This window comes from Bradyrhizobium sp. AZCC 1578 (assembly GCF_036924675.1).
GTDB lineage: Bacteria > Pseudomonadota > Alphaproteobacteria > Rhizobiales > Xanthobacteraceae > Bradyrhizobium.
On the sequence record NZ_JAZHRZ010000001.1, the window covers coordinates 3,992,367 to 4,005,854 of the forward strand.

Genomic DNA, 13,488 nt, shown 5'->3' on the forward strand with positions numbered 1-13,488 from the left:
GTTGACGATCAGGAGAGATGGTGGGCACGGCGCAAGAGCGCCTTTGCCCACCCTACGAAATTCAATGCAATCCGACCTGCCCCGCTTCCCAGCCGAGCATCGCCTGCTTGCGCGTGATGCCCCAGTGATAGCCGGTTAGGGCGCCGCCTTTGCCGAGGGCGCGATGGCAGGGCACCACGAACGACACCGGGTTGCGGCCGACCGCGGCGCCGACCGCGCGCGAGGCTTTCGGGCTTTTGATCTTGGTGGCGATGTCGGAATAACAGACCGCGCGGCCCATCGGGATCTTCAACAGCGTCTCCCACACCCGCACCTCGAAATCGGTGCCGATCAGCACCACGCGCAACGGCTGGTCCGGCCGCCACAGCCGCGTATCGAAGATGCGTTGGGCGAGGCCAACGGTGCCGTCATGGTCCTCGACATAGGTCGCATTCGGCCAGCGCCGCTTCATGTCGGCGAACGCCGTCGGCTCGTCGCCGGGATCGGCGAAGGCGAGCCCCGCAAGGCCTCGCTCGCTCGCGATCACGATTGCCGTGCCGAATGGCGAAGCATGGAACCCGTAACTCAGCGTCATGCCGGCGCCGCCATTCTTCCATTCGCCCGGTGACATCGCTTCATGGGTGACGAAGAGATCATGCAGCCGGCCCGGGCCAGACAGCCCCGAGTCGAGCGCGGCATCGAGCACGCTCGCGGAATCGCGCAACAAGCCCTTCGCATGGTCCAGGGTAAGCGCCTGCATAAACGCCTTCGGCGTCAGTCCGGCCCAGCGGCGGAATAGATGATGCAGTTCGTCCGGCGTCACGGCGGCGGCATCCGCCATCGCCTCGATGGTCGGCTGCGTCCGCCACTGTTCCGAAATGAACGCGATGGCCCGGCGCACCGAGTCATAGTCGCGCAGCGCGGCGCTCTGGTGGCCCGGCTTGGCCAGGCGCTGGTCATGTATGGCTGATATCATCATAGGGTCTGATTTAGGGGGCATGCGGCCTCCAAACCACCCGATTTCTGACAACCACCTCAAGCCACCGGATTATAGGTCAGCCCGCGCTTGGCGACCTGTAGTGCGGCCAATAAGGCTTTGGCAAAGCTGGCTTTTTCGTCGGGTCCCAGGACTTGGCCGATCGATACCCGGTGGCCGCGGGAGACCAGGTAAAGCCGCTCGATGCCGAATTCCGGGTCGCCGGTCTGCTCCAGTTGCACCCAGAGCGGATTGCACGACCATTCCATCAGATGGCCGCGATGGCTGACCCGCCGGACGCGCAACTCCGTCGGCGTCACCATGATGTCCTCGGTGGCATCAGCACTGCGAAAATTGACCCGGAACGCCCAGTAAATCACCAGCACATCAAGGCCGAAAAAGCCGACCACTGGCCAGGCGCCCATCAGCATAAATGCGATGCCGGCGACAAAGCTCACGCCGCCGATGAAAATCATCAGCACCAAAAAGCCGGTGCGGTTGAGCGAACGATGCGGCGTCACCCGCGCCGAAAACAGCGTCGGCTGATCAAGCGTCGGATCAAAGTCGTTGCTTGCGGTCATCGCGTATCAGTATATCCCCGATCATGGCCAAAATCATCCGCGCTTCCGGCGCCAAGACCAATGTTCCGTCCGTGCCGAAGAAGCCGACGAAGAGGGGCGCCAAGGCGTTGCCCAAGCCGAAGAAATCGCCGAAGCCAAAACCCTGGACGCCGGCCGAGATCCACGAGGCCTTCAGCCGATTTCGCAAGGCCAATCCGGAGCCGAAGGGCGAACTCGAACATCTCAACCCTTACACGCTGCTGGTGGCGGTGGTGCTGTCGGCGCAGGCGACCGACGCCGGCGTCAACAAGGCGACGCGCGCGCTGTTTGCGGTGGCCGATACGCCGGAGAAGATGCTGGCGCTCGGCGAAGACAAGGTGCGCGACTACATCAGGACCATCGGGCTCTATCGCAACAAGGCGAAAAACGTCATCGCGCTATCGCAAAAGCTGATTGATGAATTCGGCGGCGAGGTGCCGCGCACCCGCGCTGAAATCGAATCGCTGCCCGGCGCCGGGCGCAAGACCGCCAACGTCGTGCTCAACATGGCCTATGGCGAACACACCATGGCGGTCGATACGCATGTGTTCCGCGTCGGAAATCGCACCGGTCTCGCGTCCGGCAATACGCCGCTCGAGGTCGAGCTAGGGCTGGAAAAGGTGATCCCGCCGGAATTCATGCGGCACGCCCATCATTGGCTGATCCTGCACGGGCGCTATACCTGCCTCGCCCGCAAGCCGCGCTGCGAGGTGTGCTTGATCAACGATCTGTGCCAGTGGCCCGAAAAGACGGTGTGAGTCCCTTCTCCCTCTCCTCGCGAAGAGCGGGAGAGGGAGAGGGAGAGGGAGAGGGAGAGGGAGAGGATTACACCACCGGCATGCCCGGCTTGCGCGCGGGCTCGATCAACTCCGGCCGCGGGCCCGATAACCGCTTGTGCATGTGGACCATGAAGGCCATGCCGAATAGCGGCGTCGCCAGATTGACGATCGGAATCGACACGAACGCCGCAATGAAGAGGCCCGCGGTAAACACGGTCGCGGCGTGATCCCTGCGCATCGCGTTGGCTTCCGCCGGCGGGCGAAAGCGCATGGCGGCGAGTTCGAAATATTCGCGGCCCAAAAGCCACGCCGTGGCGATGAAGAAGATCAGGAAGCCCGCGCCTGCGAACAGCACGAAGGGCAGCGCAATCAGGTAGACCAGAATGGTGAGCAGCGCCGTCTTGATGCCCTCGGGGATGGCGACGCCGAGCGGCAGCGCGTCGCCGGGACGCTCCGCCGGATAGTGTTCGCGCTCGACATGCTCGGCGACGTCATCGACGAACACGCTCGCAACCAGCGAGGTGACCGCCGGCATCAGGAAGATCCCGCCGAGCACGACGCCAAGGCCGGCCGCGATCGAGATGATCCAGGAAAGGATATTGAGCGACGTGTGGAAGCCCGGGCCGAGCATCGCCTCGGCCCAGACTTCGCCGTACTCAGCGAACCAGCTCAACGCGCGCTGCAAGCCAACGGCCAGCACCGTAATCAGCACCAGCGCCAGCCCGATCGAGCGCCACAGGATGGTGCGCATCGGCGGCGACAGGATCTGCGAAAGCGCCTTGGCGGCGGCGTCCAACATGGCGGTTCTGCCTCTTGTGAAAAAGCCCTCGCGAGAGGTAGATAGCCGCAAGGGCTTCGGCAAGAGCCTGCCCCCCGGGAGGCGAGACTGCCGTCAAGAACAATGCCGCATGAGGCTGCCATGACCCGTGTTGAGGAGATCTATCCCGACAACAAGATCGTGCTGCGCGAGGTGGGCCTGCGCGACGGCCTGCAGCTCGTGAAGAGATTTCCGTCCACATCCGCCAAGCAGCGCTGGATGCACGATGAGTATGCCGCGGGTGTGCGCCATTTCGAGGTTGGCTCGTTCCTGCCGCAAAAGACGTTTCCGCAGTTCGCCGATGTGCGCGACATCATCGGGACCGTGGCGTCGCTGCCCGGCGCCTACGGCATCGCGCTGACGCTGAACGAGCGTGGCGTCAACGAGGCGCTGGCGTCTGGCGTGGCCGAAGTAGCTTCGGTGGTTTCGGCTACTGAAGAACACAGCCAGGCCAACGCCAACCGGTCGCGCGCATCCGCAATCGACACCGTCAGGCGGCTCTGTGAATTGCGCGACGCCAGCGCGCACAGACCGGTGGTGAACGCCGCGATCTCGATGGCGCTGGGCTGTTCGATCGTCGGGCCGGTAGACCCTGCCGAAGTGCTGCGGCTGACGGAAAAGCTGTTCGAGGCCGGCGTCGACATGGTCGCGATCGCCGACACGGTCGGCTATGCCGGGCCGAAGCAGGTCGGCGAACTCGTCGCAGGCGCAGTGAAGATCGCAGGTGGAAAGCCGATCTGCATTCACCTGCATGATACGCGCGGCATGGGGATCGCCAACGCTTCCGCCGCGCTCGATGCCGGCGCGCGCGTGCTCGATGGATCGCTCGGCGGCCTCGGTGGTTGCCCGTTCGCGCCGGGCGCGACCGGCAACGTGGTGTTCGAGGATCTGGTGTTTCTGTGCGAGAGCAAGGGATTTGCCACAGGCATCGATATTGAAAAGTTGATCGCGGTGCGCGGCATTCTGAAATCGGAAATGCCGGGTGAGACGCTGTATGGCGGGCTGGCACGCGCCGGATTGCCGCGCGGGAAGGCGGCCAAGGCGGCGTGATGGGCGTCGACTGAGTTGGCTTACGACGACGCTTCTACACGGGAAGTATGTTCCCTCCCCCCTTGCGGGGGAGGGTTAGGGAGAGGGGTGGCCGCAACGGCAGTGCTCGTTGTCAACGGGACCCGTGGGCAAAGCTATCGACGATCTGTCCGGTCCGTGCGCGTGGAGAGAACCCCTCTCCCCAGCCCTCCCCCGCAAGGGGGGAGGGAGCTCACCGTTCGTGCGGTGAGAGTGTCGCACATTGCCCTATCGTCGTCCGGAGCGACTCCTACAGCCGCGCCAGCCGCAATCGCAGCGCGTTGCCGACGACGCTGACCGACGATAGCGCCATCGCCGCCGCCGCGATGATCGGTGACAGCAATAGCCCGAACGCCGGATAGAGAATGCCGGCGGCTATCGGGATGCCGGCGGCGTTGTAGATAAAGGCGAAGAACAGGTTCTGCCTGATATTGCGCATGGTGGCCTGCGACAGCCGGCGGGCGCGGACGATGCCGCCGAGGTCGCCCTTGAGCAAGGTGACGCCGGCGCTTTCCATCGCAACATCCGTTCCGGTGCCCATTGCAATGCCGACTTCGGCTGCGGCGAGCGCCGGCGCGTCGTTGACGCCGTCGCCGGCCATCGCAACGATCTTGCCGGCCTTCTGCAGTTTTGCGACCACCGCGCTCTTCTGATCGGGCAGCACTTCCGCCTCGACCTCGGCGATACCAAGGCCGCGTGCGACGGCGTTCGCCGTGGTCCTGTTGTCGCCGGTCAGCATGATGACCTTGATGCCGTCCGCCGCAAGTGCCTTTAGGGCGTCAGGTGTCGACGCCTTCACGGGATCGGCGATCGCGAACAATCCCGCAAGCTTGCCGTCAACCGCCATGTTGATCACCGTCGCGCCGTCGCCGCGCAGACGTTCGCCCTGTTCGTTCAACGGGCTGGCATCGATGCCGAGGGACTGCAGGAAGTTCGCGTTGCCGAGCACGATGGTCTTGTCGTCGACCTTGCCGGTGGCGCCCTTGCCGGTCGGCGAATCGAATGTTTCGACCTTGCCGAGATCGAGATTGCGCTCTTTGGCCGCCCGCACGATGGCGTCGGCCAGCGGGTGTTCGCTCGCCCGCTCGACACTCGCCGCCAGCCGCAGAATTTCTGCCTTTTCAAATCCCGCGGCCGTCACGACGCTGACCACCTTCGGCTTGCCCTCGGTCAGCGTGCCCGTTTTGTCGACCACCAGCGTGTCGACCTTCTCCATGCGCTCCAGCGCCTCGGCATTCTTGATCAGAACGCCGGCCTGGGCGCCGTGGCCGACGCCGACCATGATCGACATCGGCGTGGCGAGGCCGAGCGCGCAGGGGCAGGCGATGATGAGGACGCTGACGGCGGCGACCAGGCCAAATGCCATGCGCGGCTCCGGTCCGAACCAGGCCCAGGCGCCGAATGCGATCAGCGCCACGGCGATGACAACGGGCACGAACCAGCCGGAAACCTGATCGGCCAGCCGCTGGATCGGCGCATGGGAGCGCTGCGCATCCGCCACCATTTTCACGATCTGGGAAAGCAGCGTATCGCGGCCAACTTTGTCGGCGCGCATGATGAAGCCGCCGGACTGGTTGAGCGTGCCGGCGATGACCTTGCTGCCAGGTTCCTTGGTGACCGGCATGGATTCGCCCGTTACCAGCGCTTCGTCGAGCGAGGAGCGGCCTTCGAGGATGACGCCGTCGACCGGCACCTTCTCGCCGGGCCGGACCCGCAGTTTGTCGCCCACCGCCAACGCGTCGATCTTGACCTCATGATCCGTGCCGTCGTCGCCGATGCGGCGCGCGGTCTTCGGCGCAAGTTGCAGCAACGCCTTGATCGCGCCTGACGTCGCTTCGCGGGCGCGGAGTTCGAGCACCTGGCCCAGCAGCACGAGCACGGTGATGACCGCCGCCGCTTCGAAATAGATCGCGACCGCACCGCCATGGCCGCGGAAGGTGGCCGGGAAGATGCCGGGCGCAACCGTCCCGACCACGCTGTAGGCATAGGCCACGCCGGTGCCCATCGCGATCAGCGTGAACATATTGAGATTGCGCGTTACCAGCGACTGCCAGCCGCGCACGAAGAACGGCCAGCCGGCCCAGAGCACGACCGGGGTGGCGAACGCTAGCTGAATCCAGTTCGACAGCGTCTGGTCGACCCAGCCATGGCCGCCGACGAGGTGGCCGCCCATTTCGAGGACGACGGCCGGCAGCGCGAGCACGAGGCCGATCCAGAAGCGACGCGTCATGTCCGCCAGTTCTGGATTGGGCGGCGCATCGAGGCTTGCCACCTCCGGCTCCAGCGCCATGCCGCAGATCGGGCAGCTTCCAGGACCGACCTGGCGGATCTCGGGGTGCATCGGGCAGGTGTAGATCGTACCCTCCGGTACGGCGGCCTTCGGTGCCTTGTCCTTATGGAGATAAGCGACGGGATCGGCGGCGAATTTGGTGCGGCAGCCGGCCGAGCAGAAATGAAAAGTCTCGCCATGATAGTCGAAGCAGTGCTTGCTGATCGCGGGGTCGACGGTCATGCCGCAGACGGGATCGCGCACCGTTGCCGAGCCGGCGGCTTGATGGCCGTGGTGGCTGTGACTGGCGTGGCCATGCCCGCCGCAGCACGCGCCCTTCGAAGCGCCGTTTCGATCGGCGTTTTCATTGTTGTTCATCATCATCTCCGGCACTTGAAACCTATACCCTGTGGGGGTATATAGGCCGCATGCGAAAAGACATCAAGGCGTCCTGTCAGAAGCGTCTCAACCGGATCGAGGGCCAGGTCCGCGGCCTGTCACGAATGGTTGATGAGGACCGTTATTGCATCGACATCGTCACCCAGATCTCCGCCGTCCGGGCAGCGTTGCGGCGCGTCGAGGAGGAGGTCTTGCGGGATCACGTGGCGCACTGCGTCGAGCACGCCATCACCAGCGGCAACAAGGCCGATCAGCGCGAAAAGATCGCTGAACTGATGGACGTGATCGGGCGCTCGGACCGGTAGCATCGCGGCAATGGTCTCGTGAGATGGTCGGCGATTGTTGCTTCCGAGCCAGCCGCCGCCTTGATCCAGATCAGCGTCAGTCGTGCCGGTGCGTGTGCCTGCGCGCCCGCGGTTTCTTCTCCGAAGACGTCGGGATCATCACCACGCGTCCGTAACGCACGCCGCGCTCGGCGATGATGTGATCGGCCAGGTGCTGGACCTCGCCGCTTGCGCCCTTCAGCGCTGTCACCTCCATGCAGCTATCGTCGTCGAGATGCACATGCAGCGTCGCCAGCGACAGATCGTGATGGCCGTGGAAATTCTGTATCAGCCGTTTCGAGAGATCCCGCGCGGCATGATCGTAGACGTAGACCAGTGCAGCGACGCATTGGCTCGACGGCGTGGCGTTCTCGGCGCTTTGCTGCAGGCCGGCGCGGGCGAGATCGCGGATGATCTCGGAGCGGTTCTGGTAGCCGCGGGCTTCCGCGGCCGCGTCGATCTCGGCAAGCAGTTCGTCTTCGATGGTGATGGTGATCCGTTGCATCCCAAATCCGTCCTGACGCAGTATGATATTCCTGTTGAGTCGTCATACTTCACTTGCTAACATGAGGCGCCCGGTCAAATCGAACTGATGCGGTCGCGCGCCGACTGTAGCAGTTATCATGCGGGGGCATGAGCGTTGCGTAGAGCTGCCTGGGGAGTGTTTTCCGCCGCGTCATTATTTGTCATGGTGCCCGCAGCGGACGCGCAGAACGTCGCGGCGCCTGCGTCCGGCGAGCTTCCTGCCGTGACCGTCTATCCCCCCGAAGCGAGGCCGCGCAACCGGCCCAGGCCGCCGCGCCGCGAGCGTACCGCGCGAAATCCATCAGCAATTCAACCAAGCGTGCCCGTTCCACCGCAGGTCAGCACCGGCGTGACGTCGGAGTCCGCGACTGCAGGGCCGGCATACATGCAGCCCACCGCTGCCAGCGCCATGACCATCAGCGGCGCGGAAGTGAACGCGCAGCCATTCGCGCGCGTCGGCGAGGCGCTGGAGGTGGTGCCAGGGCTGATCGTCATCCAGCATTCCGGCGAAGGCAAAGCCAACCAGTATTTTCTGCGCGGCTTCAATCTGGATCACGGCACCGACCTCGCCATCACGGTCGACGGCATGCCGGTCAACATGCCGACCCATGGCCACGGTCAGGGCTATGCCGACATCAATTTCATGATTCCCGAGCTGGTGCAGTCGATCACCGTGCGAAAGGGGCCTTACTTCGCCGACCGCGGCGACTTTGCCTCCGCGGGCTCCGTTGCCATCGACTATATTAACAGGCTCCCGAAGAACATCGCCGAGCTAACGTTCGGAAGCTTTGGCTACCGCCGCGCGCTGGCGGCAGGATCGACAGCGGTCGGCGCGGGCACGTTGCTCGCCGCCTTCGAGGGCGTCAGGAATGACGGTCCGTGGGACGTGCCTGACAATGTGCGCAAGCTGAACGGCGTGCTGCGCTACAGCCAGGGCACCGCTACCGACGGGTTCACGCTGTCGGCTATGGCCTATTCCAACGGCTGGAATTCGACCGACCAGGTGGCGCAGCGCGCGATCGACCAGGGTTTGATCGGCCGGTTCGGGACGCTCGATCCGACCGATGGCGGCGTCTCGAGCCGATTTTCGCTGTCGAGCAATTGGGCGCAGTCGAGCCAATACGGACAGAGCAAGGTCAACGCCTATGTGATCAATTCGTCGCTGCGGCTCTACAACAACTTCACCTATTTTCTCGACGATCCCGTCAATGGCGATCAGTTCAGCCAGATGGATCGACGCACGGTCTATGGCCTTAACGCCAGCCACGCCTTCGATGTACGCGTGGGCGGGATCGAAACGCAGACCCGCATCGGATTGCAAACGCGCGGTGATGATATCCTGGTCGGCCTGTTCAAGACGTTGCAGCGCGAGACGCTTTCGACCGTTCGCGAAGACAGCGTGAGAGAAGGCAATGTCGGCCTGTGGGCCGACACGACGGCGCGCTGGACCGATTGGCTGCGCACCACGGTCGGTATTCGTGAGAACTATTTTGCGGGCCGCGTCGTCAGCGACACGCCGCAAAATTCGGGAAACGCACAGGCGTCGATGACGAGCCCCAAAGCCGGTATCGTGCTGGGGCCGTGGCACAAGACCGAGTTCTACGGCAATGCCGGTTACGGCCTGCACTCCAATGATATCAGAGGTACGACCATCACGGTCGATCCGATCGACAAGGTGACGCCGCAGGATCGCGTGCCGCTACTGGTGCGATCAAAGGGCGCCGAGATTGGCGTCCGCACCAAGGCGGTCGAAGGCCTCACCAGTTCACTTGCGGTGTTCGTACTGGACTTCGATTCGGAGTTGCTGTTCGTCGGCGACGCCGGGACGACCGAAGCCAGCCGGCCGAGCCGGCGCGTCGGCGTCGAATGGACCAACCAGTATCAGGTGCTGCCGTGGATGCGGCTCGATTTCGATGTCGCCTACACCCGCGCCCGCTTTACCGATGTCGATCCGGTCGGAAATTTCATCCCGGGCGCGCCGGCATGGGTCGCGAGCGGCGGTGTGACATTTGGCGGCGAGGCCGGCTGGTTCGGCGCGCTGCGGGGACGCTATTTCGGCCCGCGTCCCCTGGTCGAGGACGACACCATCCGTTCGCAATCAGCGCTGATCTTCAATGCACGCGCGGGCTACAAATTCGACAATGGCCTGCGGCTGCAGCTCGACGTGCTCAATCTCTTCAACGCAAAGACCAACCAGATCGAGTACTACTACTTGTCGCGATTGCCGGGCGAGCCGACAGGCGGCGTGGCCGATCGTCATGTTCATCCGGCCGAGCCGTTGGCCGTGAGGCTGACGCTGGCGGGAAGATTTTAGATTGGAGGGTAGGCAAAGGCGCGTCAGCGCCGTGACCACCATCCATCCGGAGTGTCTCTCTTAATGGTGAGCATTTAATGGTGGGCACGCTTCCGCCTTCGCTCGTTGAGCTACGGCGGACAAGTCGCTTTGCCCCCTCTACACCGTCATCTCCGGTGTGCGCGGCCTCATGCGGCGCTCCGGCTGGCGGACCGGGACATATTCGACGGCGAGATAATGTTCCGACACGGTGATGCGTTCGATCATCGCGGTTTCGACGGTGACTTCCTCAACAGTCACTTCTTCAGCCGCAGCCGGAAGCGGCGTCTCTTCGTCAATCTCTTCAGGAACAAGCGGCGGCGACTTGACCTCTGGAAACACACCGAATTGGCCCGCTACCTCCGGGAGCGGCTTCTGCTTGTCGGCCCAGTGCAGGGCCGTGTAGTCGAAGCCGTGCACGATGGTGGGTTTGACGACTTCGAAATAGGGCGAGATGTCGAAATCGCGCGGCATGTAGAGCGAGGAATCACGGATATGCAGGATTTCGCGCCGGGCCTTTCGCGAGGCGGCGCGGGTAATCTTCGGCAGGATCGGATAGCGCACGGCGTCGAATGCCTGCGCGATCAGCGCCGAGCAGATGATCTTGGTGGGATCGCCGGAGCCGAACGCGATCATGCGCCGCCGCCATCGCTGCGGTATCGGCAACGGAATCAGATAGCGCATCAGGTCGACGATGTTCTTGGTGTCGTAGCCGAAGCCGATCCGGTTGATGGCGTAGCGGCACACCGTGGTGCGGTCCTCGTAGGACAGGCCGACCGGCCGACAGATCCGGGTGTGATAGGGAAAATATTTCGACAGCGGCGCCGAGGTGACGCCCTCGCCGATATTGGCCTCGATCAGCACATGCGGCTCGCCGTCGGGCTCGGTGGCGCCGTCAACCGGGCCGACATAGAGCGCGCCATGCGACCAGGTCGACTGCGTGAGGTATTTGATGATGCCGGAGATCCGGTTGTTGCCTTCGACCAGCAGCACATCGCCGGGCTCGATGACGCCGCGCAGATGTTCGGGGTCGCTGGGCGTGAACGGCTCATAGCCCGGGACTTCCTTCTGCAGGTAGCCCGCGATCAACTGGCCGATGGTGTCGAGCATTACGCCCATGAAACTCCCCCAGAGCGGCTTTTCTTCCGCTTTTTTTGTTTCCTTATCATGGTCGCAAGCCGTTTCAATTTAGTTCATGCGAGATGCGGGTCAATCATGATTGATTTACCATGAGTGTTGCTGCGTCACGTGAGATGCTGCACAGTTCGCTAGCTGTTCTCGCGTCCTTCAGGTCCTGGAAACCATGACATGACATTGACCCGCCGCACCTTTCTGTCGGCGTCCGCAGGCCTGGCGGCGGTTCCGGTTTTGTCTGGTTCACGTGCGGGGGCCGCGCCCTTGCCGCGGGATGCCGACATCGTGGTGATTGGCGCAGGCGCGGCCGGCATTGCTGCGGCGCGGCGGATCATGGCGGCGAACCGCAGGGTGATCGTGGTGGAGGCAGCAAGCCAGATCGGCGGCCGCTGCCAGACCGACGTTTCGACTTTCGACGTACCGTTCGACCGCGGCGCGCGCTGGATGCACAATCCCGAGACCAATCCGATGATCAAGCTGGCGCGGGCGGCCGGGCTAGAGATCACGAGCGCGCCATCGGGCCAGAAGATCCGCATCGGCCGCCGCAATGCCCGCGCCGGCGAGACCGAAGAGTTTCTGGCAGCGCTGGTTCGTACCAACCGCGCCATCGACGACGCCGCGCGGCGGTTCGATGTTTCCTGCGCCTCGGTGCTGCCGAAGGATCTCGGCGTTTGGGCGGGCACGGCAGAATTTGTGCTCGGGGCCGGCTTCTCCGGCAAGGATCTGAACGACGTCTCGGTCGGCGACAAGTCGCGCGCGCAGGACCGCAACATCGCGATTGGCTGCCGCCAGGGACTGGGCACGCTGATCGCAAAACTTGGCGAGCAGGTGCCGGTGGCACTGTCGACGCCCGCCAATCGCATCATCTGGAGCAACCGCGACGTCATGGTGGAAACACCTGCCGGAAAGATCGTCGCCCGCGCTGCCGTCGTCACAGTGTCGAGCAACGTGCTGGCGGCCGGCAATATCAAATTCGCGCCCGACCTCCCGAAGCGCATGCTCGACGCGGCTTCGAAACTCAGCCTCGGCAGCTACGACCGGATCGCGCTGCAGATGACGGGCAATCCGCTCGGCCTCGCCCGTGACGACGTCGTCATCGAGCAGAGCAATTCGACCAAGACGGCGCTGATATCAGCCAATATCGGCGGCTCGTCGCTCTGCACCCTCGATGTCGGCGGCTCGTTCGGCCGCGATCTTTCCGCGCAGGGCGAGAAGGCCATGGTGGCGTTTGCGGTGGAATGGCTGACGAAGCTGTACGGCAGCGAGGCGGCCGCCGCGGTGACGAAATCGAGCGCGACGCGCTGGAACGCCGCGCCGTTCGCGCTCGGCGCGATGTCAGCGGCCGGTCCTGGCGGGCAGTCATCGCGAAAGGTTCTGACCGATCCGATCGGCTGCATGTATCTCGCGGGCGAGGCGACCCATGAAACGCTGTGGGGAACGATCGACGGCGCCTGGGAGAGCGGCGAACGCGCGGCGGATGCGGCACTGCGGCGGATCGGTGCGTTGAAGGACCCCGAACCGGAGGCGCGGCCAGCGAAGCAGCGGCGGCGCGCACCGTCTCCGAGCAACTGATGGCCCGTCCCAAAGCACTGATCTCCTGGTCGAGCGGCAAGGATTCAGCCTTTGCGCTGCATGAAGTGCTGCGCGCGGGAGAATTCGAGGTGGTCGGCGCGCTGACCACGGTGACCGAGACGTTCGGCCGCGTCTCGATCCATGGCGTGCGGCAGGAGATCTTGCAGGCGCAATGCGAGGCCGCCGGCCTGCCGCAGCGGGTCGTGGCAATTCCCTATCCCTGTCCGAACGAGATTTATGAAGCGCGGATGGGCGAGGCAGTCGCGCAAGCGGTTGCCGACGGCGTCACGCACATGATCTTCGGCGATCTGTTCCTGGCCGACATCCGCGCTTATCGCGAACAGAAGCTGGCAGGCACCGGAATCACGCCGCTGTTTCCGCTCTGGGAGCGGCCAACGCCGGAGCTCGCGCGAGCAATGATCGCAAGCGGGCTGGAAGCCCACATTGCGACCGTCGATCTGAAGAAGCTGCCGGCGGAATTTGCCGGTCGGAAATTCGACGCAACGCTGCTCGCCGACTTGCCGGACGGTATCGATCCCTGCGGCGAGAACGGCGAGTTTCACACCTGCGTCGTGGCAGGGCCGATGTTTTCGCGACGACTTGCGGCGATGACCGGCGAGCGCGTCGAGCGCGACGGGTATGCGTATTGCGATCTGGTGTTGGATAGTGAATCTTCCGTCGTCCCGGCCAAGCGAAGCGCGAGCCGGGACCCATAG

The 13,488-nt window shown here is 64.1% G+C and carries 12 protein-coding genes; 6 read left to right on the forward strand and 6 right to left on the reverse strand.

Annotated elements, in window-relative coordinates:
- Positions 1–61: 61 nt before the first annotated feature.
- The gene (locus V1290_RS19035; protein ID WP_213286838.1) at positions 62–958 is read right to left on the reverse strand and encodes a methylated-DNA--[protein]-cysteine S-methyltransferase; all 897 of its coding nucleotides are present in this window, start codon (positions 956–958) and stop codon (positions 62–64) included.
- Positions 959–1,014: 56 nt separating this feature from the next.
- Positions 1,015–1,536 (reverse strand): DUF2244 domain-containing protein, encoded by a 522-nt coding sequence (locus tag V1290_RS19040; RefSeq protein WP_334365829.1) that lies wholly within the window; start codon positions 1,534–1,536, stop codon positions 1,015–1,017.
- 23 nt (positions 1,537–1,559) lie between these two features.
- Between V1290_RS19040 and nth the strand changes: the two genes are divergently transcribed.
- Positions 1,560–2,312 (forward strand): endonuclease III, encoded by a 753-nt coding sequence (gene nth, locus V1290_RS19045; protein WP_334365830.1) that lies wholly within the window; start codon positions 1,560–1,562, stop codon positions 2,310–2,312.
- Positions 2,313–2,379: 67 nt separating this feature from the next.
- On the opposite strand, the gene V1290_RS19050 is transcribed toward nth, so the two are convergent.
- Positions 2,380–3,132, reverse strand: a complete 753-nt coding sequence (locus tag V1290_RS19050; RefSeq protein ID WP_334365831.1) for a sulfate transporter family protein — start codon at positions 3,130–3,132, stop codon at positions 2,380–2,382.
- A 120-nt stretch (positions 3,133–3,252) separates the two neighbouring features.
- Between V1290_RS19050 and V1290_RS19055 the strand changes: the two genes are divergently transcribed.
- Positions 3,253–4,200, forward strand: a complete 948-nt coding sequence (locus V1290_RS19055; protein WP_334365833.1) for a hydroxymethylglutaryl-CoA lyase — start codon at positions 3,253–3,255, stop codon at positions 4,198–4,200.
- A gap of 268 nt (positions 4,201–4,468) precedes the next feature.
- Here V1290_RS19055 and V1290_RS19060 read toward each other — a convergent pair whose 3' ends face one another.
- Positions 4,469–6,865: a heavy metal translocating P-type ATPase gene (locus tag V1290_RS19060; RefSeq protein ID WP_334365834.1), complete on the reverse strand. Its 2,397-nt coding sequence runs from the start codon at positions 6,863–6,865 to the stop codon at positions 4,469–4,471.
- 50 nt (positions 6,866–6,915) lie between these two features.
- On the opposite strand from V1290_RS19060, the gene V1290_RS19065 reads away from it, so the two are divergent.
- The gene (locus tag V1290_RS19065) at positions 6,916–7,191 is read left to right on the forward strand and encodes a metal-sensitive transcriptional regulator (RefSeq protein ID WP_334365835.1); all 276 of its coding nucleotides are present in this window, start codon (positions 6,916–6,918) and stop codon (positions 7,189–7,191) included.
- Between the two features lie 76 nt (positions 7,192–7,267).
- Here V1290_RS19065 and nikR read toward each other — a convergent pair whose 3' ends face one another.
- Positions 7,268–7,714, reverse strand: a complete 447-nt coding sequence (gene nikR, locus V1290_RS19070) for a nickel-responsive transcriptional regulator NikR (RefSeq protein ID WP_334365836.1) — start codon at positions 7,712–7,714, stop codon at positions 7,268–7,270.
- Between the two features lie 183 nt (positions 7,715–7,897).
- On the opposite strand from nikR, the gene V1290_RS19075 reads away from it, so the two are divergent.
- Positions 7,898–10,048 carry a TonB-dependent receptor gene (locus V1290_RS19075; RefSeq protein ID WP_442894997.1) on the forward strand — a complete coding sequence of 717 codons (2,151 nt, stop codon included), beginning with the start codon at positions 7,898–7,900 and terminating at the stop codon, positions 10,046–10,048.
- Positions 10,049–10,186: 138 nt separating this feature from the next.
- On the opposite strand, the gene V1290_RS19080 is transcribed toward V1290_RS19075, so the two are convergent.
- Positions 10,187–11,185: a YiiX/YebB-like N1pC/P60 family cysteine hydrolase gene (locus V1290_RS19080; RefSeq protein WP_334365839.1), complete on the reverse strand. Its 999-nt coding sequence runs from the start codon at positions 11,183–11,185 to the stop codon at positions 10,187–10,189.
- 189 nt (positions 11,186–11,374) lie between these two features.
- Between V1290_RS19080 and V1290_RS19085 the strand changes: the two genes are divergently transcribed.
- Together V1290_RS19085 and V1290_RS19090 are read left to right on the forward strand one after the other, a co-directional pair.
- Entirely contained in the window at positions 11,375–12,772 is a 1,398-nt protein-coding gene (locus V1290_RS19085; protein ID WP_334365840.1) for a flavin monoamine oxidase family protein, read from the forward strand.
- On the forward strand, positions 12,772–13,488 hold the full coding sequence (locus tag V1290_RS19090; RefSeq protein WP_334365842.1) for an ATP-binding protein: 717 nt from the start codon (positions 12,772–12,774) through the stop codon (positions 13,486–13,488). The genes V1290_RS19085 and V1290_RS19090 overlap by 1 nt, the downstream gene beginning before the upstream one ends.

Coding starts and splice junctions, on each gene's coding strand:
- V1290_RS19085 (WP_334365840.1), top strand. CDS start 11,375: ATGACATTGACCCGCCGCACCTTTCTGTCGGCGTCCGCAGGCCTGGCG.
- V1290_RS19065 (WP_334365835.1), top strand. CDS start 6,916: ATGCGAAAAGACATCAAGGCGTCCTGTCAGAAGCGTCTCAACCGGATC.
- V1290_RS19050 (WP_334365831.1), bottom strand. CDS start 3,132: ATGTTGGACGCCGCCGCCAAGGCGCTTTCGCAGATCCTGTCGCCGCCG.
- V1290_RS19060 (WP_334365834.1), bottom strand. CDS start 6,865: ATGAACAACAATGAAAACGCCGATCGAAACGGCGCTTCGAAGGGCGCG.
- V1290_RS19080 (WP_334365839.1), bottom strand. CDS start 11,185: ATGGGCGTAATGCTCGACACCATCGGCCAGTTGATCGCGGGCTACCTG.
- V1290_RS19035 (WP_213286838.1), bottom strand. CDS start 958: ATGATGATATCAGCCATACATGACCAGCGCCTGGCCAAGCCGGGCCAC.
- V1290_RS19075 (WP_442894997.1), top strand. CDS start 7,898: ATGGTGCCCGCAGCGGACGCGCAGAACGTCGCGGCGCCTGCGTCCGGC.
- nikR (WP_334365836.1), bottom strand. CDS start 7,714: ATGCAACGGATCACCATCACCATCGAAGACGAACTGCTTGCCGAGATC.
- V1290_RS19040 (WP_334365829.1), bottom strand. CDS start 1,536: ATGACCGCAAGCAACGACTTTGATCCGACGCTTGATCAGCCGACGCTG.
- V1290_RS19055 (WP_334365833.1), top strand. CDS start 3,253: ATGACCCGTGTTGAGGAGATCTATCCCGACAACAAGATCGTGCTGCGC.
- nth (WP_334365830.1), top strand. CDS start 1,560: ATGGCCAAAATCATCCGCGCTTCCGGCGCCAAGACCAATGTTCCGTCC.
- V1290_RS19090 (WP_334365842.1), top strand. CDS start 12,772: ATGGCCCGTCCCAAAGCACTGATCTCCTGGTCGAGCGGCAAGGATTCA.